Source organism: Terriglobus tenax, assembly GCF_025685395.1.
Classification (GTDB): Bacteria; Acidobacteriota; Terriglobia; order Terriglobales; family Acidobacteriaceae; genus Terriglobus; species Terriglobus tenax.
Genome location: NZ_JAGSYA010000004.1, coordinates 1,912,576 through 1,929,589 on the forward strand (window position 1 = coordinate 1,912,576; position 17,014 = coordinate 1,929,589).

Annotated in this window: 14 protein-coding genes; 8 read left to right on the forward strand and 6 right to left on the reverse strand. The window is 62.2% G+C overall.

Annotation, left to right across the window (positions count from 1 at the left end; all coding sequences use genetic code 11):
* Positions 1-84: 84 nt before the first annotated feature.
* Complete coding sequence (locus tag OHL13_RS13495; RefSeq protein WP_263410646.1) at positions 85-570, reverse strand: DinB family protein; 486 nt, start codon at positions 568-570, stop codon at positions 85-87.
* Between the two features lie 173 nt (positions 571-743).
* On the opposite strand from OHL13_RS13495, the gene OHL13_RS13500 reads away from it, so the two are divergent.
* Positions 744-2,018 (forward strand): ArnT family glycosyltransferase, encoded by a 1,275-nt coding sequence (locus tag OHL13_RS13500; RefSeq protein WP_263410647.1) that lies wholly within the window; start codon positions 744-746, stop codon positions 2,016-2,018.
* A gap of 244 nt (positions 2,019-2,262) precedes the next feature.
* Here OHL13_RS13500 and rpmB read toward each other — a convergent pair whose 3' ends face one another.
* Complete coding sequence (rpmB, locus tag OHL13_RS13505) at positions 2,263-2,451, reverse strand: 50S ribosomal protein L28 (protein ID WP_263410648.1); 189 nt, start codon at positions 2,449-2,451, stop codon at positions 2,263-2,265.
* Positions 2,452-2,697: 246 nt separating this feature from the next.
* Here rpmB and OHL13_RS13510 point away from each other — a divergent pair, with 246 nt between their 5' ends.
* Positions 2,698-3,747: a galactitol-1-phosphate 5-dehydrogenase gene (locus OHL13_RS13510; protein WP_263410649.1), complete on the forward strand. Its 1,050-nt coding sequence runs from the start codon at positions 2,698-2,700 to the stop codon at positions 3,745-3,747.
* Positions 3,744-4,532, forward strand: a complete 789-nt coding sequence (locus OHL13_RS13515; RefSeq protein WP_263410650.1) for an SDR family NAD(P)-dependent oxidoreductase — start codon at positions 3,744-3,746, stop codon at positions 4,530-4,532. Before OHL13_RS13510 ends, OHL13_RS13515 begins: the two co-directional genes overlap by 4 nt.
* A 71-nt stretch (positions 4,533-4,603) precedes the next feature.
* Here the strand turns inward: OHL13_RS13515 and OHL13_RS13520 are convergent, their stop codons facing one another.
* The gene (locus tag OHL13_RS13520; RefSeq protein ID WP_263410651.1) at positions 4,604-5,440 is read right to left on the reverse strand and encodes a hypothetical protein; all 837 of its coding nucleotides are present in this window, start codon (positions 5,438-5,440) and stop codon (positions 4,604-4,606) included.
* Positions 5,441-5,671: 231 nt separating this feature from the next.
* A complete protein-coding gene (gene tyrS / locus OHL13_RS13525) occupies positions 5,672-6,907 on the reverse strand; it encodes a tyrosine--tRNA ligase (RefSeq protein ID WP_263410652.1) in 1,236 nt (411 codons plus the stop codon).
* 35 nt (positions 6,908-6,942) lie between these two features.
* Between tyrS and OHL13_RS13530 the strand changes: the two genes are divergently transcribed.
* Positions 6,943-7,347, forward strand: a complete 405-nt coding sequence (locus OHL13_RS13530; RefSeq protein WP_263410653.1) for an MmcQ/YjbR family DNA-binding protein — start codon at positions 6,943-6,945, stop codon at positions 7,345-7,347.
* Here OHL13_RS13530 and OHL13_RS13535 read toward each other — a convergent pair.
* Together OHL13_RS13535 and OHL13_RS13540 are read right to left on the reverse strand one after the other, a co-directional pair.
* Positions 7,344-9,773 (reverse strand): heavy metal translocating P-type ATPase, encoded by a 2,430-nt coding sequence (locus tag OHL13_RS13535; RefSeq protein WP_263410654.1) that lies wholly within the window; start codon positions 9,771-9,773, stop codon positions 7,344-7,346. The genes OHL13_RS13530 and OHL13_RS13535 overlap by 4 nt on opposite strands.
* 57 nt (positions 9,774-9,830) lie before the next feature.
* The gene (locus OHL13_RS13540; protein ID WP_263410655.1) at positions 9,831-10,538 is read right to left on the reverse strand and encodes a GNAT family N-acetyltransferase; all 708 of its coding nucleotides are present in this window, start codon (positions 10,536-10,538) and stop codon (positions 9,831-9,833) included.
* Here OHL13_RS13540 and OHL13_RS13545 point away from each other — a divergent pair.
* From OHL13_RS13545 to OHL13_RS13560, 4 genes are all read left to right on the forward strand, one after another.
* Complete coding sequence (locus OHL13_RS13545; RefSeq protein ID WP_263410656.1) at positions 10,519-11,802, forward strand: MFS transporter; 1,284 nt, start codon at positions 10,519-10,521, stop codon at positions 11,800-11,802. The genes OHL13_RS13540 and OHL13_RS13545 overlap by 20 nt on opposite strands.
* A gap of 57 nt (positions 11,803-11,859) precedes the next feature.
* Positions 11,860-14,568, forward strand: coding sequence for a ribonuclease R family protein (locus OHL13_RS13550; RefSeq protein ID WP_263410657.1), 2,709 nt, complete (start codon positions 11,860-11,862; stop codon positions 14,566-14,568).
* Positions 14,569-14,925: 357 nt separating this feature from the next.
* Positions 14,926-16,488: a flavin monoamine oxidase family protein gene (locus OHL13_RS13555; RefSeq protein ID WP_263410658.1), complete on the forward strand. Its 1,563-nt coding sequence runs from the start codon at positions 14,926-14,928 to the stop codon at positions 16,486-16,488.
* Positions 16,489-16,550: 62 nt separating this feature from the next.
* Positions 16,551-16,952: a hypothetical protein gene (locus tag OHL13_RS13560; RefSeq protein ID WP_263410659.1), complete on the forward strand. Its 402-nt coding sequence runs from the start codon at positions 16,551-16,553 to the stop codon at positions 16,950-16,952.
* The last annotated feature ends 62 nt before the right edge of the window (positions 16,953-17,014 follow it).

Below are 17,014 nucleotides of genomic sequence, written 5' to 3' on the forward strand. Positions count from 1 at the left end.
ACCATTATTTCGCAAATTCGGGATGAAGAGTTACGTTGCCCCACCCTTTGCTACGCAAAGAATGGGGCAACAAAATACCGAACTCTACCCCTTCAGCCCCGCCACCAGCTTCTCCATGTGAGCCACATGATGCAGGTCATGCCCCGCAATCGTCTGCAACTGCACGAAGAACGGCATCAATCCACGCTCCGGGTGCGATGCCGGCCTCTGTTTCTGCTCCTCGGTCACCGTCGAAAGCAGTTTCAAATTCCACGCGCGAAACGCCTCATAAAACGCCACCGACGTCGCATAGTCATACGCCGCATAGTGCTCCGCCCACTTGTCCTGATCAAAGGGCTCCAGCGTGGGGTTATCGACCGCCAGCGTCTGGCGCAGCCGCCATCCAAAAGCCAGCTCGCAGTCGGCCAGGTGCGCGAAGATCTCGCGGATGCTCCATTTGCCCGGCGCAGGCGGCGTGTTAAGCTGCTCCGCGCTCAGCCCCACAACCAGGGCCTTCAGCTTTGCCGGTGTCGCAGGTAGCACAGTAAGAGGATCGGTGTCCCCAAGGGTCGCAAGATAAGGGTTGGCCATGCACGGAGGATAGATGGCTGGAGGGCTCGTTGGCTAGATGACTGGCAACGAACGGGTGCCCCGTACCTGCGCAGCAGATGCGGGCAGGCTGGGGATAGCAAGCGTCACGCTTTTGTCTTTACCAGCCAACCAGTCATCTAGCCAAGCAGCCCTCCCACTGGTTCAATAAAGCCATGGCAACCAACACCGGCAGTGAGCAAGCACCCATCCGTCTGCCGTGGAAGATCTTCTGGATCGGACTCATCGTCCGCATCCTCTATATGACGCTGGCCCACACCTACCGCATCCGCTTGTTTGAGGATCACTTCCAGTTCGGATGGGAGGCAGGCCGCGTCGCCCGCGCCCTGGTCAACGGTTACGGCTATGCCGACCCCTTCCAGGGACACACCGGCCCCACTGCCTGGCTGCCGCCCCTCTATACGCTGATGATCGCGGCCTGCTTCAAGCTCTTCGGTATCTACACGCCGCTCAGCGCCTGGACCGTCCTGGCGCTCAACTCTGTCTTCTCCGCGCTGACAGCGCTGGCCGTCTACGAGATCGCTTACCGCTGCTTCAATCCCAAAGTCGCCCTCTGGTCCGGATGGCTCTGGGCGCTTTACCCCGCTGCCCTGCAGTTCGCCGTCAAGTGGATCTGGGAGATGAGCCTGACCTGCTGCCTCTTCACCTGGATCTTCCTCCTCGCCCTCCGTATGCGCGATGAAGGCGGCGGCACCTGGCGGCAATGGAGCCTCTTTGGAGCACTTGGTGGCCTGCTGGCTCTCAACAACGCCACCCCCACCGTCTTCCTGCCAGTCGCCGCTCTGTGGGTCTTCTGGGGAGCTCCGGAATGCCGGCTGCAAACCCTGCGCCGCGCCATCGTCTCAGGCCTGATCGCAGGCGCACTTCTCGCCCCCTGGGTTCTCCGCAACTACCGCGTGATGCACGCCTTCATCCCCATCCGCAGCAACTTCGGAGCAGAGAACTACATGGGCAACTCGCCCTGGTCGGTTGGATTTCCCTGGGGCACCACCGTCCCGCTCGAAAACACCCGCATCCTCGACGAGTACCGCACCAAGGGTGAGGTCCAGTGGTCCAGGGAACGTGGCGACATCGCCAGCGAGTGGATACGAACCCACCGGGCACGCTTCTGGAAGCTGACCGCCCTGCGCGCCTACATGTTCTGGGCCGGCGTGCCGCAACCCCTCATCCCGCACAAGGAATACGTGGAATACGGCCGCGAGATCAACTTCGCCTTCGGTACCGCCGCCGGGCTGCTCGGCCTTCTTCTGGCCATCCGTCAAAAACGAAAAGCCGCCTGGCTCATGGCCGCCGCCTTCCTCCTGCTGCCGCTGCCCTACTACATGGTCACCGTGCAGGCTCGCTTCCGCCACGTGCTGGAGCCGCTGATCATGATCCTGGCCGTCAACCTCTTCCAAAGCGCGGAGAAACGGACCAGTAAAGCCACTTAGCTGTTGCCGCTCCGGCTTTTTTGCTTGTCAGCTCGTCGCCGCAGGCGGAGGGACTCCATTCGCATTTCCCGTCAGGGCACGGCTTCGAGCCGTGCCACAAAAATTCCCTAAGGAAAAACCAGCGCAGGCCTCGAACGGGAGCGAAAGAGATTCATTGCACCAAAACCAGTGCACCCTCTCCTTAACGCAGAACACCCGGCAAGCTACGCGCTCACCGGGTGCCCTGAAACTACGTTAGGAAGGCTTACGCCTTGACGATCTTGCCGGCCTTGATGCAGCCGGTGCAAACGCGGACGCGCTTGCTGGCGCCGTTGACAACAGCCTTCACCTGCTGCAGATTCACGTTCCAGCGACGGCGGGTAACGTTGTGCGCGTGCGAAATATTGTTGCCGAACTGCGGTCCCTTGCCGCAAAGCTCACAGGTCTGTGCCATGACAAAATCTCCGACTCGTCTTCGGTTGTGCCGAGAATGACGATGAATTTGGATCGGACAGTGGGACCGGGCCATGTATCCCGATCGCTTTAGGCTTACCGCGCACCATCCTCGCCCCAAAAGGCACGACGACGCAACGGGCTTGCTGCCGAAGTTAAAGAATACCGCACTTTTGCCCGCCGGGCAATCGCAGGACAGACCAACCCGCCACACCTTATGCTGGTGCGGAACAAAAAGGGGTGCCGAATGCGAGCTCTCATGCTGGCCGAGTACGAAAACCTGCAGGTTATTGACATGCCCGTACCGCCCGTCGCCGGCGACGAAGTCCTGATCCAGGTGGCCGCCTGCGGCATCTGCGGCTCCGACGTCCACGGCTACGACGGCGGCTCCGGCCGCCGCATTCCCCCCATCGTCATGGGGCACGAAGCCGCGGGTGTCATCGCCGCCGTCGGCAGCCAGGTCCAGGGCTACCAGCCCGGCGACCGCGTCACCTTCGACTCCACCGTCTACTGCGGCCAGTGCGACTTCTGCCGCCGGGGCGAGGTCAACCTCTGCGACAACCGCCAGGTCATGGGCGTCTCCTGCGGCGACTACCGCCGCCACGGAGCTTTCGCCGAGTTCGTCGCCGTCCCCGCCCGCATCCTCTACAAACTGCCCTCCGGCTTCCCCTTTGAAGAAGCCGCCATGCTGGAGGCGGTCGCCGTCGCCCTGCACGGCGTTCGCGTCTCCCAGCTCAAGCCCGGAGACTCCGCACTGGTCATCGGAGCCGGCATGATCGGCCTGCTGACCGCACAGGCCGCACGCGCCGCAGGAGCACGCTCCGTCACCATCGCCGACGTGGACGCCGCACGCCTGCAGATGGCCGTCGACGTCGGCATCCCGGACACCCTGCACCTCTCCGGCAACGACCTTGTCGCCGAAATCCTGCGCCGCACCCACAACGTCGGTGTAGACGTCGTCCTCGAAGCCGTGGGCCGCGCCGAGACCGTCGTCGCCTCCATCGAATGCGTTCGCCGCGGTGGCACCGTCGGCCTCATCGGCAACATCCAGCCCGAGGTTCCCCTTCCCCTGCAGCGTGTTGTCACCCGCGAGGTGCGCCTGCAGGGCTCCTGCGCCTCCGCCGGCGAGTACGCCGACGCCATCCGCCTGATGAGCGAAGGAGCCATCACCGTCAAACCCCTGATCACCGCCGTCAGCAGCCTGGAAGAGGCCGCCGGTTGGTTCAGCCGCCTCCACGCCCGCGAGGCAGGCCTGCTGAAAGTCGTCGTCGCCCCCAACAAGGAGAAGTCGCGTTGAGCCATAATTTTTTCGATCTCACCGGCCAGGTTGCCGTCGTCACCGGAGCCTCCCGTGGCCTGGGCCAGTACTTCTCCCGCGCACTGGGACGTGCCGGGGCAAAGCTGGTCGTCACCAGCCGCAAGGCAGGCGACTGCGACGCCTTCCTGGAAGAGCTCTCAGGTCTCGACATTGAAGCCAAAGCCCTCACCCTCGACGTCCGCGACGAGAAGAGCATCGCTGCCTTCGGCCCCGCCGCCGAAGCCGCCTTCGGCAAGGTCGACATCCTGGTGAACAACGCCGGCTGCAACATCCGCAAGCCCGCGCTTGACGTCACCTGGGAGGACTGGAACACCATCCTCGAAACCAACCTGCGCGGCCCCTTCTTCGTCGCGCAAACCATCGCCCGCGGCATGATCACACGCAACTACGGCCGCATCATCAACGTAGGCTCGGTCACCAGCGTTCGCGGTTCCGCCGGTCTGGGGCCCTACGGAGCCAGCCGCGGCGGCATCAAGCAACTCACCATGAGCCTGGCCGATGACTGGGGACCGCACGGCATCACCGTCAACGTCCTCGCCCCCGGCTGGTTCAAAACCAGCCAGAACCGCGTGATGTATGAAGATGCGGGCTGGGTGGAATACCTGGTCGAACGCATCCCCATGAAGCGCCCCGGCGCACCCAACGACCTGGACGGAGCCGTCGTCTTCCTGGCCAGCGAAGCCTCACGCTACGTCACCGGACAAACCATCCTGATTGACGGCGGCATCTCCATCGGCGCAACCCGCGCCCTGGTAAAAAAGTAGCTGCTGCCCGTGTCATCCTTCGTAACGCGAAGGACGAAGGTGCTTTTATCACCACTCTGCCTGCTTGTTGCTTACCGCTGCGCCAGGGTATCCGGAGGCTGCTGCTTCAGTTCCGTGGCAGCCTGCTGCAAGGTCGTGCCGCTGGGCGTCATCCTGAAGCCGGATTTAACCTCGTCCTCCTGCTCGGAAATCGACTTGAACAGGAGCGCCTTGCCGTCGATGTGGATGTGGGTCTCAACAATGATCCACTTCCCGGGGCTGATCTCACGGCGTTCCACCGAAAAGGTTCCTCCCTTGCGCATACGGCCAAACAGACCCCATCCGAAGGTGACATCGTTGACCAGCGTCCCGCGCATCAGCTTCATGCGGTGCTGCTCTTTATCGACGACAATCTCACCTGCCATGGCCGCAAAGACGCGGGCCTCCATGGAAGGCGGCGTGAAGTTAGGATTGGGCTGGAAGGCAAGCGTCGTCGTGTCGGGCGTCTCCGACTTCACCGACCAGTAGAAGGCATCCGGCATCATGCGTAGCATGTCTTCGGCGCGCTTATCGTCTTCTCTGCCGTTCTTGCGCTGCTTCTCCTGCTCACTGGGGCTGGAGACGAAATCGGAGATCTTCTTATCTTCCTGCGCCAGCTCCGCGGCATTCAGAGTTTTACCGCTGGCACGGATCTTCTTCTTCACAGCGCCGCCATCGGTCTCAATCACGTAGAACAGAAAGTCTTCGCCGGGCTTCTGGTAGTGCGAGCGGTACTGCCAGCGGGTGTGGTCATTGCGGTTGGCCTCCAACTCCGTCTGCATGACGTTGCGGGCCAGACTCTGTGCGGCGGTGTCCTGCGGTTGTGCAAAGACAGGTAGGGCGAAAGCTACAAATGCAACCGGTACGACAATCCATCGGGCAGCCATCATGACGTCAGGGCTCCTTCGTAATCTTGCTGACCCGGTTGGATGCACCTTTGTCGCGCACGGTTTACAAGGGATTTGTAAACCGTTGATTCGGAAGGTCTGGATGATGGGATAAATGGATGGTTCGATGGCCAAAGATGCCCACCCATCCGCGGCGCATATGGATAGGGCACCCAGGCCCGTGACCCACGGATCCGGGTGCCCCACTCACGCTCAGCGTGAGTGGGAATCGTGTCAGGCGATCACGGCCAGCTTGGCGCGCTTGCCCAGGCGCACCGGAATCCGCGCAGGAAGCTCGGGCACAGTCAATGCGGTTTCCTTGTGAACATTGCCGTCGATGCGCACTGCGCCTTCGGCCAGCTTGCGGGTCGCTTCACCGGCTGAGGCAGCAAGGCCCAGTGCCACCAGCAGCTTCTGCACGCGCACGGTGTTCTCGCCCAACGTAATCTCCGCAAACGAAACCGCCACCTCTTCCAGATCATCAGCAACCGCCTTCTGCTGGAAGGTCTTGGCCCAGTTCTCCTCCGCCTGCTGCGCCTCGGCCTCGGAGTGGAAGCCGGTAGTGATGGTGCGAGCCAGGTTCTTCTTGGCCTGCATCGGGTGCAGGGCTCCGCTGGCAACGTCGGCGCGCATCTGGTCAATGGCGCTCTGCGGCAGGTCAGTCAGGAAGACCCAGTAGCGCCACATCAGCTCGTCACTGACCGACATCAGCTTGCCATACATTTCGCCTGCGGGCTCGGTGATGCCGATGAAGTTGCCCAGCGATTTCGACATCTTCTGCACACCATCCAGGCCTTCCAGAATGGGCGTCATCAGGATAATCTGTGGTGCCTGGCCATGGGTGCGCTGCAGGTCGCGGCCGCGCATCAGATTGAACTTCTGGTCCGTTCCGCCCAGTTCCACATCGCACTTCAGCGCAACCGAGTCATAGCCCTGTGCCATGGGATACAGCAGCTCATGCACATGGATCGGCTGTTCTTCCTGGAAACGCTTGTGGAAGTCCTCGCGCTCCAGCATCTGCGAGACGGTGAACTGCGCCGTCAGCTTGATGATGCCGGCATAGCCCAGCTGGTCGAGCCACTCGGAGTTGTAGCGGACCTCGGTCTTTTCGGGGTCCAGGATCTTGAAGACCTGTTCCTTGTAGGTCTCGGCGTTCGCGTCGATCTCTTCGCGTGTGAGCGGCTTGCGGGTCTGGTTCTTACCGGTGGGATCGCCGATCAGGGCGGTGGAGTCGCCGATAAGAAAGATGACCGTATGACCCAGCGTCTGGAAGTGCTTGAGCTTGCGCATGAGCACGGTGTGGCCCAGGTGCAGGTCCGGCGCCGTGGGGTCAAAGCCCGCCTTGATGCGCATGGGCACACCGGTGGCGATTGATTTCTCAATGCGCTTGGTCAGGTCTTCAAGGGGCAGAATTTCGGCAGCGCCCTTGGTGATGAGATCGAGCTGTTCTTGCAAAGACGGAAAGGTCATGGCTAGGCACCTACAAGTATAGAAGGCGGCAGACATTGTCAGTAGCCCGGTGGGATACTGCCGCCATGGACGCCGAAAGCACACGCCGATTCCTGAAGTCACTGCCGCACGTAAAGGAAACGCGGCAGTGGGGCGACAACCTGGTCTTCTGGGTTGGCGATAAGACCACCGGTGGCAAGATGTTCGCCCTCATCAACCTGGACGATGAGTCCCGCCTGGGCCGGCAGCCGGTAGTCTTCAGCTTCGCCGCCGATCCGGAACAGTTCCACGAACTGCTGGAGATAGAAGGCGTTCTGCCCGCACCCTACCTGGCACGGGCAAAGTGGGTGGCGCTGGCGGAGTGGAACATCTTCCGCAAGGCAGAGCTGGAAGAGCTTCTGCGCCAGGCGCACACACGTGTCTTCCAGAAGCTGCCGAAGAAGGTGAAGGCGGCACTCTAAAGCTTCGCCGCCCGCAGCCGCAGTGCATTCGCAATCACAGAGACCGAGCTGAAGCTCATGGCAGCAGCCGCGATCATGGGGCTAAGCACGATGCCGAAGAGGGGATACAGCACGCCGGCGGCGACCGGAACCCCCAGCGCGTTGTAGACGAAGGCAAAGAAGAGATTCTGCTTGATGTTGCTCATCGTCGCCTCGCTCAGGCGGCGTGCGCGCAGAATGCCGCTGAGGTCGCCCTTCAGCAGCGTGACGCCCGCCGTCTGCATGGCAACATCGGCGCCGGTGCCCATTGCAATGCCGACATCGGCCCTGGCCAGGGCAATAGCATCGTTGACACCATCCCCAGCCATGGCGACCACGTGGCCCTCACTCTGCAGCCTCTCAATAGCCTCGCGCTTGCCTGTTGGCAGTACCTCGGCAATCACCGTGTCGATGCCAAGCTGACCGGCTACGGCTTCGGCCGTGGCGCGGCTGTCGCCAGTCAGCATAACGATTGCGAGGCCTTCGTTGCGAAGCTGTTTGAGTGCATCTACCGCTGTGGCCTTAATGGGGTCGGCGACAGCAAGGATGCCCGCGAAGGTGTTGTCCTGCGCCAGAAAGATCGCTGTCTGGCCCAGGCGGCGCATGCCATCCGCAGCGCCGGCATACGGCGCAGTGTCGATGCCAAGCTCCTGCATCAGCGCCGTATTGCCCAAAGCGATTGCATGGCTTTCAATCTGCCCGCGAACCCCTTTGCCGGTAATGGAAGTGAAGGCCGTTACCGGTAGCAGAGCGATGTTTCGTTCTTTGGCTGCACCGACGATGGCGGCGGCCAGTGGGTGTTCGCTGGCGTTTTCAAGACTGGCGGCAAGCTGCAGCGCACGGGCTTCGTCGTTGGCCTGGATAGCGACTAGCTTCGGCTTGCCTTCGGTCAGCGTGCCGGTCTTGTCCAGAACAAGCGTGTCGACCTTGCCGAAGCGTTCCAACGCCTCGGCATTGCGGAACAGCACACCCATATGCGCGGCCTTGCCACTGGCTACCATGATGGACATCGGCGTGGCCAGGCCCAGAGCGCAGGGGCAGGCAATCATGACGACGGAGACAGCCGCGACCAACGCATGTGCCAGCCGTGGTTGTGGCCCTACCGTCGCCCACAACACCGCTGCAAGAATCGCCGCGAAGACGACGGCAGGAACAAAGTAGCCTGCAACCTTGTCCGCAAGCCGTTGAATGGGAGCGCGGCTGCGCTGCGCCTCGGCCACCATCTGCACAATCTGCGCCAGCAGGCTGTCGCGGCCCACACGCTCGGCGCGAAGGACAAGGGTTCCCGTGCCATTGAGCGTAGCTCCGGTCACGCGATCACCCGCGTGTTTTTCAACCGGCAGAGGTTCCCCCGTCATCATCGATTCGTCGACCGAGCTTGCACCTTCCGTAACGATGCCGTCAGCGGGAATCTTCTCTCCGGGACGCACGCGCAACAGGTCGCCTGCGTGGACCAGGTCAAGCGGCACATCCTCTTCCGTTCCGTCGGCCTTGATACGCCGCGCGGACTTCGCCGCAAGCCCCAGCAGGCTGCGGATGGCCTGCCCCGTGCGGGCGCGGGCCTTCAGCTCCATCACCTGGCCCAGCAGCACCAGCACCACGATCACAGCAGCCGCCTCAAAGTACACAGGCGGCTGTCCCATCTCGTCGCGGAAAGTAGCCGGGAAGAGTCCGGGGGCAATCATCGCGGCCACACTCGTGCCGTAGGCCACCGCCACACCCAGCCCGATGAGCGTGAACATATTCAGGTTGCGCGTGCGGACAGACTGCACGGCGCGCTCAAAGAACGGCCATCCGGCCCACAGAACAACAGGCGTCGCAAGCGCCATCTCCAGCCAGTGCAGGGTGCTGCTACCGATGAGATGTTCCAGCCACATGCCACTCATCGCGGCGACGAAAACCGGCGCGGTCAGCAGGGCAGAGATCCAGAGGCGGCGGCGAAAGTCGGTAAGCTCAGGGTTCTCCTGCTCCTCAACCTCGACTGTGCGTGGCTCCAGCGCCATACCGCACTTCGGGCAATTCCCGGGATGGTCGCTGACCACCTCCGGATGCATGGGGCAGGTGTACTCCACGCGCGTCAGGGACGGAGGAGCGGCAGGCTCCAATGCCATGCCACACTTCGGGCAGGTGCCGGGCCCTTTCTGGCGAACCTCGGGGTCCATGGGACAGGTGTATTCGGCCTGCATCTCCGCTGCGGTAGGTGGAGTTGCGGGCCTGGGGTTCAGATATTTTTCCGGATCGCCGGTAAACTTCGTCGCGCAGCCCTGGCAGCAGAAGTAGTACATCTTGCCGCTGTATTCGGCCTTCGCTTTTGCCGTGGCGGGGTCCACCATCATGCCGCAGACAGGGTCTTTCTGCGCGGGCTGGCTGACGATGTGGAAGGGCGAAGGCTTCGTACCGGTATCCATCTGGTTCTCCCCTGACTATGCAGATGTTGCGAAGTGAAGTGAGGATGCACTCGCGGTTTAACGCGGCTTCTGCATCTGGTGTTCCAGGTGGCATTTCACGGTGGGCCACTCGTGCGGAAGAATGCTGTAGACCACGGTGTCGCGCACGGTGCCGTTATGGGCAATCGTGTGGCTGCGCAGAACGCCATCCAGCTTTGCGCCAAGGCGCTCAATCGCGCGGCGGCTCTGGTGGTTCATAAAGTGCGTGCGGAACTCCACCGCAATGCAGTTCCACTGCTCAAAAGCAAGCTGCAGCAGAAGGTACTTGGCCTCAGTGTTCAGGCCGGTGCGCTGCACGCTTTTGGCATACCAGGTAGAGCCGATCTCCACGCGGTTGGCAATATAGTCAAGGTTCATGAAGGTGGTCATGCCCACGGCGCGACCGGTTGCCTCAGAAAAGACGGTGAACGGCAGCATCAGTCCGCGTTCCAGCAGGACCAGGCGGCGGTTGATCTCAGCGGCCATCCTCTCCGGCTCAGGAACGCTCGTGTACCACAGCTTCCACAACTCGCCGTCTTTGGCGGCGGCGACCAGGTCGTCCAGGTGATCCTTCGCAAGCGGCACAAGCGTGACGTGCCTGCCGGTGAGGCGCACCTTCAGGAAGTCGTTGGCGGAGGGAACGTGAGGGCTGTCTTCCATGCCTATGAGTGTATGCGCGTGCGTGTCGATTGTTGTATTGCGCGCGTGGTAGAGTCCTCCCTGCCCGATGAGCGCGCGCGTCAGCAATCCTGAATCCTACCGTTGGACGATCGGCATTCTGCTGGGCGTCGGTGTGCTGGTCAACTACTTTGACCGCGTGAACCTGTCGGTCTCGCACGATGCCCTGGTGCAGAGCTTCGGCATCACCCCTGCGGTCTTCGGCCAGCTCTCGGCTGCCTACTCCTGGACATACGCGGCCTGCCAGCTTCCCACCGGCGTCGTGCTGGACGCCTTCGGTGTACGCAAGGTCTCGCTCTATTCCATCGCCATCTGGGGCATCGCCTCCATCGCCGCGGCCTTCGCGCCGGGCGTCCTGCTGTTCTTCCTGGCGCGGCTGCTGTTAGGAATTGGCGAAGCTCCCACCTTTCCGGCAAATGCCAAGGCCGTGGGTGCATGGTTCCCGCAACACGAGCGGTCGCTCGCAACGGCGATCTTTGACAGTGCCGCGAAGCTGGCAAACGCCGTGGGTGTGCCTCTGCTCGGGCTGTTGCTGTTGCGCGTGGGCTGGCGGATGTCGTTTGGCTTTACGGCCATGCTCAGCTTTGCGTACCTCGGCCTGTTCGCCCTGCTGTACCGCGAGCCGGACCGCTTTTCCCTGCGTGATGTCGTGCATTCCGGGGGCAAGACAGAGGATGCAGCAGCGATGCTCGCTCCGCCGATTCCGCTGGCGCGGCTGATGCGCGAACGCAAAGTAATCGGCCTGGCCATTGGTTCCGGAGCCTACAACTACGTTTTCTACCTGCTGCTGACCTGGCTTCCAACCTATCTCGCCCAGACGCTGCACATCACGCTGCGTCAAAGCTTTCTGTTCACCGCCGCGCCGTGGCTCGTGGCCACGGTGTGCGACTTCTTCCTCGGCGGAGTTCTGGTGGACCTGCTCATCCGGCGTGGCCGGAATGCCAGCAACGTACGGCGCACCGTATTGTTGATTGGCACAGCCTGCGGCCTCGGGTTGGTAGGAGCCGCATTTGCGCATGACCTTCCCTCGGCCCTGCTTCCCATCTCCATCGCCATTGGCGGGCTTTCGGCCGCGGCTCCCGTGGTGTGGAGCCTCCCCTCGCTGCTGGTACCCAACTCCAGCACCGGCAAGGTAGGCGGCATTCTGAATTTCTCCAATCAGCTCTCGGCAATCGCGGCGCCCATCCTGACCGGATACACCGTGCAGGCCACCCACAGCTTCAAGTGGGCTTTCGGCATTGCCGCCGTTTACCTGGTTGTGGGGGTGGTTTCCTACGCGTTTCTGCTGGGACGGATCCACCCCATCAACGTGCGGCAGGCGCTCGAGGCCTGACTCGCTTCGCCCCGTCACAGACGCAACTTCACCGCTTCCCTTTATGCTTATGGGGACATGGCAGGACACTATCCCCAGACCGACCGCGAGCTACTTCGCCTGATTGAACGTGCCCCCGGTGGACGCGCGGGCTACAAACAGCTCATCCGCGAACTCGGCCTCGGCGGAGGCCGCGAACGCCGCCTGCTGCTGGAACATCTCGCCCGGCTCACCGCCAGCGGCCAGTTGCAGAAAGTGGACCGCGAACAGTGGTCGTTGCCAGCCAAACCGTCGCCCCCCTCTTCGTCACAGACCAAGGGTGGAGTCTCGATCCGGCGCGGCAAGTACCCCTCCGCCGCATCGCAGCAAACCCGCGACAACCTCATCGCCGGCAAGCTCGACCTGCACCGTGACGGCTTCGGCTTCGTCCGCATCCCCGGCGAAGACGATGTCTTCATTCCTCCGCCGGAGATCAACGGCGCCATGCAGGGCGACCAGGTGCTCATCGAGCTCGGTCCGCCACAGCGTGACGGTCGCCGTTCCGGCCGCATCGCCCGCGTGCTCACACGCAAACATCCCACCATCGTCGGCATCTTCCACTACGCCCGTCCGCAGAAGCGGCATGACAACCCGCTGGTGCGCGGCAACTACGTCACACCTCTCGACGAGCGCATGACGCAGCCCGTCCTCATCCCCGACGGTATGGAAGTCCCCGTCCAGAAAGACGGCTCGCCGCACCGCGTTCTGGGCGAAGAGGCACGAGCGCAGCTGGACGAAGACTGGCGCAACCTGGAAGGCATGGCCGTCGATGTCGAGATCACCAACTTCCCCAACACCTCACGCCCCGCCACCGGCCGCGTCATCGAAGTGCTGGGCGATAAAGACGCCTTCGGTGTCGACGTCGAAATCATCATCCGCAAGCACCACCTGCCGCACACCTTCCCGGACAACGTCCTCGAAGAAGCCCGCGAACGCGCCACAGCTCTGGGTGCCCCATCCATTCACAGCCTCATCGCGAATGGGTGGGAAGGCTTCAACCATCCAACCATCACACCATCCAACCATCACACCCGCACGGACTTCCGTTCCTTCCCCATCGTCACCATCGACGGCGAAACCGCCAAGGACTTCGACGACGCCGTCCACGCGCGTCTTCTTCCCAACGGCAACTGGGAGCTGCAGGTCCACATCGCCGACGTCGCCGAGTACGTCACCCCCGGCAGCGACCTCGACCTCGAAGCCCGCCTGCGCGGCACCAGCGTCTACTTCCCCGACCGCGCCATCCCCATGCTCCCAATGGAACTCTCCACCGGCATGTGCTCGCTCCGCCCGCATGAAGACCGCCTCGTCCTCTCCTGCGTCATGGAGATTGACTCCCGCGGCGAAGTACTGCGTTACGAAGTCATGGAAGGCATCATCCGCAGCGCGCAACGCATGACCTATACCAACGTGCAGCGCGTGCTGGATGACGACCCGCAGGCCCTGCGCGAGTTCGCCGATCTCGTTCCAGAGTTCCAGCGCATGGAGACCCTCTCGCGCCTGCTCAACCAGAAGCGCGTCCGCCGCGGCTCCATCGACTTTGACCTGCCCGAGCCCGTCGTGCAGTTCAACGAAGCCGGCGAGATGCAGGGCATCGTGCGCAGCCAGCGCATCTGGGCCCATCGCCTGATCGAAGAGTTCATGCTCAGCGCCAACGAGTGCGTCGCCACCTGGATTGAAGCCCAGGGCGTACCCGGCATCTACCGTATCCACGAGACACCGGACGCCAAGCGCATCGTTGAATTTGAAGAGACCGCCGCCAGCTTTGGCTACTCGCTCGGCATCGGCAGCCTGCCCGTGAAAAAGATCCAGACCCGCGGCGACCGCCGCGATGTGCGCGGAACCGGCCGCGCCGCGAAAACACACGAGGTAGCAGACGCCATCCCCGTCACGCCGAAGATGTACCAGAAACTGACGGCACGCATCAGCGGCAAACCCGAGGAACGCATCCTTGCCTACCTGATGCTGCGCTCCCTGAAGCAGGCCGTGTACTCGGCGCAGAACGAAGGACACTTCGCCCTGGCCAGCCCTACGTACACGCACTTCACCTCTCCCATTCGCCGCTATCCTGACCTCATCACGCACCGCATCGTAAAGGAACTACTGCACACCGGCGCAAACCCGGCAGGCAGCGCAGTGCTCAGCGACAAACCTTCGCCGTGGGGCAATGCTCACTTTGCCAAACATGCTTCGGATGCCATCGGCCCTATCGACACCGAAGAGCTCACCGCCATCGCGCAGGAATCCAGCGAACGCGAGCGTGGCGCCGAAGAGGCCGAACGGGAGCTGATCGAGTGGAAGAAGATCAAGTTCATGCAGGACCGCGTCGGCGAAGACTTCGATGCCATGATCCTCTCCGCCACCAAGTACGGCCTCTTCGTCGAACTCGATGGCCTGTTTGTTGAGGGGCTGGTCCCGCTCGATTCCCTGCGCGACGACCGCTACTACTTCAACGAAAGCTCCCGCCGCATCACCGGCGACCGCACAGGACGCAGCTTCCAGATGGGACAGAAGGTCCACGTCCTGCTCGACCGCGTCGATCGCATCAACCGCCGCCTGCAGTTTGCCATCGTGGAAGAAGACGGCTCGCCGCTGGAGCCTCTACCCCGCGGCGATCGCCCCGAGGGCGGAACACCACGCGCAGCCCGCCCCGGCTATCACCCCTACAAGCCGCCAAAAAAAGCCATCAAGAAGGGCACACGCAAATCCATCAAGCGCGAACAGAAGTCCAAACGCAAAAAGCGCTAATGCGAAGGACATGCCCCGTTGCCCCATTCTTTGCGAATCGGGGTCCCCGGCCAGCTTGCTGGCTGGGGTGAAAGCAAAGGGTGAGGCACCGCGCGACCGCTTTTCTTGCTTTGTCATTCCGCAGGCCAAGCCGGAGGAATCTGCTTCCAGCCTTTACCTTTGTTGTCCTTTGTCATCCTGTAAGCATCTGCTTCTCGCATCACCACAACTTCGGGTGCCCCATCCATACGCGCAGCGGATGGGTGGGATTCAATGCTCTTCCCCGCACAACACTCGCCGAAGCCATCCTTTTTCCCGCATAATTACCTCAAGCCGTTCCCCCGCTTTAAAACTCAGACGTAAGAAAGAGCCCATCGCATGAGCCTTACCCGTCGTGTCTTTATCCAGCGCATGGCGCAGCTTGGAGGCTACTCCGCTGCTTACTCCACGATGCACATCCTGGGCCTTATCCCCGCCTCCGGCGCGTCCGCTTTGCCAAAGCTCGCCGCTGACTTCGGCAAAGGCAAAAAGGTCGTCATCCTGGGCGCCGGCATCGCGGGCCTGGTCTCAGCCTATGAACTGCGCAAAGCAGGTTTCACCGTCACGGTGCTGGAAGCCCGCAACCGCCCCGGAGGCCGCTCCTGGTCCGTGCGCAAAGGCACAACGGTTGAGTTTATCGACGGCACAAAGCAGGAATGCACCTGGGAAGACGGCCACTACCTCAACGCCGGCCCGGCCCGCATCCCATCCCATCACACGCTCATGCTTGACTACTGCCAGGAGCTCGGCGTGCCGCTGGAGGTTGAAGTCAACTTCTCGCGCTCCGCGCTGATGCAGGCCGACGTACTGAACGGCGGCAAGGCCGTGGAAGAGCGTCAGGTCGTCCACGACACCCGCGGCTACCTCGCCGAACTGCTATCGAAGGCCATCCACAAGCACGCGCTCGACGAAGAGCTCACCAGAGAAGACGCCGCCCGCATGGCCGACTTTCTGAAAGGCTTCGGCGACCTGGACGACAACGGCAAGTACACCGGCACATCGCGCGCGGGCTTCGTCGCACCGCCCGGAGCAGGCCCGTCTGTCACCAGACTGCACGATCCGTTGAAGCTCAGCGAGCTGCTGGCCGCCGATCTCTCAAAGGGCATTCTGTACGAAGAACAGATCGACTGGCAGGCCACCATGTTCCAGCCCATCGGCGGCATGGACCGCATCGGCTATGGCTTCGCCAAGGTGCTCAACGACGCCATCGTCTACGACGCCCCGGTCACCGAAATCACCACCGGCGACAGCTCCGTCACCGTGGCCTACAGCAAAGGCGGCAAGCCGCAGACCATCACCGCCGACTGGTGCATCTGCACCGTGCCGCTCGCCGTTCTGGCTAAAACAAAGAACAACTTCACCGCCGCCACGCAGAAAGCCTTCACCAGCGTCCCCATGGCCAGCCACTACAAGGTGGCATGGGAGTCGCCGCGCTTCTGGGAGAAGGAGAACCGCATCTACGGCGGCATCAGCTTCCCCCGGCAAACCATTGACCTGGTCTGGTATCCGTCGGACAAGCTCTTCTCGAAAACCGGAATCATCATCTCCGGCTTCAACCTGGAACGCAACGACATGACGCGCGAGTTCACCGCCTTCGGCAAGCTTTCGCGCCAAGGCAAGCTGGACGCCTCGCGCGCAGCCGTCGACGCCCTGCATCCGGGCAAGTCATCCCTGCTGACCAAGCCGATTTACATCAGTTGGGAGCAGATTCCCCACTCGCTGGGCTGCTATGCCAATACACGACTTCCTGGAACAGAGGATGCGTACAATCAGCTCGACAAACCCGAAGGCCGCACGCTCTTCGCGGGCGATTACCTGTCCCACCTGGTCGGCTGGCAGCAGGGCGCTGCTCTCTCCGCACATCGGGCCATTGATCGCATTGCTACAGGAATGAAGAGTTAGTCCATCACGCAACAGGTGTCGCCGGCCAGTTAGCAGGCTGGGGCAGAAGAGGAAAGAACGATATGCACGGCTCCTCGATTACAGGCACATGGATCTTCGACTCAGGCAGTTCAACCATGTACGCCCCCGTTCCCGTCGGGTGGATCCAAAGGGTCCACCTGGAGCACAACCGTCTGGCCATCCAGGAAGAGATCACGCGTAAGACCGGCGTCTCCACGGTAGAGATCAACGCAGCCGTGGACGGCGCCTTCTACCCCGTCCATGGCTCGCCCATCGCGGATGAGATCGCCTACTGGTGGGACGAAGGAACACTGCGCGGCTCCGGCCGCAAAGACGGAGCCGAGTTCCTGCGCGAGAGCATCCACCTCTCCGACTCCAACCGCATGATCGTGAACATGCTGCTGTTGATTGACGGAAAAGAAGTGCCATTGGGCATAGCTCACTTCCGGCGTGAAGATGCATAGTCATTGCGCGATAACGCAGAGGAATTTGCTCTCGACACGCCACAAACTCCGGGTACCCGTAA

What these genes read in the sequence shown, in the direction of transcription:
- OHL13_RS13495 (WP_263410646.1), bottom strand. Translation starts at nt 570, where the DNA reads ATGGCCAACCCTTATCTTGCGACCCTTGGGGACACCGATCCTCTTACT.
- OHL13_RS13500 (WP_263410647.1), top strand. Translation starts at nt 744, where the DNA reads ATGGCAACCAACACCGGCAGTGAGCAAGCACCCATCCGTCTGCCGTGG.
- rpmB (WP_263410648.1), bottom strand. Translation starts at nt 2,451, where the DNA reads ATGGCACAGACCTGTGAGCTTTGCGGCAAGGGACCGCAGTTCGGCAAC.
- OHL13_RS13510 (WP_263410649.1), top strand. Translation starts at nt 2,698, where the DNA reads ATGCGAGCTCTCATGCTGGCCGAGTACGAAAACCTGCAGGTTATTGAC.
- OHL13_RS13520 (WP_263410651.1), bottom strand. Translation starts at nt 5,440, where the DNA reads ATGATGGCTGCCCGATGGATTGTCGTACCGGTTGCATTTGTAGCTTTC.
- tyrS (WP_263410652.1), bottom strand. Translation starts at nt 6,907, where the DNA reads ATGACCTTTCCGTCTTTGCAAGAACAGCTCGATCTCATCACCAAGGGC.
- OHL13_RS13535 (WP_263410654.1), bottom strand. Translation starts at nt 9,773, where the DNA reads ATGGATACCGGTACGAAGCCTTCGCCCTTCCACATCGTCAGCCAGCCC.
- OHL13_RS13545 (WP_263410656.1), top strand. Translation starts at nt 10,519, where the DNA reads ATGAGCGCGCGCGTCAGCAATCCTGAATCCTACCGTTGGACGATCGGC.
- OHL13_RS13550 (WP_263410657.1), top strand. Translation starts at nt 11,860, where the DNA reads ATGGCAGGACACTATCCCCAGACCGACCGCGAGCTACTTCGCCTGATT.
- OHL13_RS13555 (WP_263410658.1), top strand. Translation starts at nt 14,926, where the DNA reads ATGAGCCTTACCCGTCGTGTCTTTATCCAGCGCATGGCGCAGCTTGGA.
- OHL13_RS13560 (WP_263410659.1), top strand. Translation starts at nt 16,551, where the DNA reads ATGCACGGCTCCTCGATTACAGGCACATGGATCTTCGACTCAGGCAGT.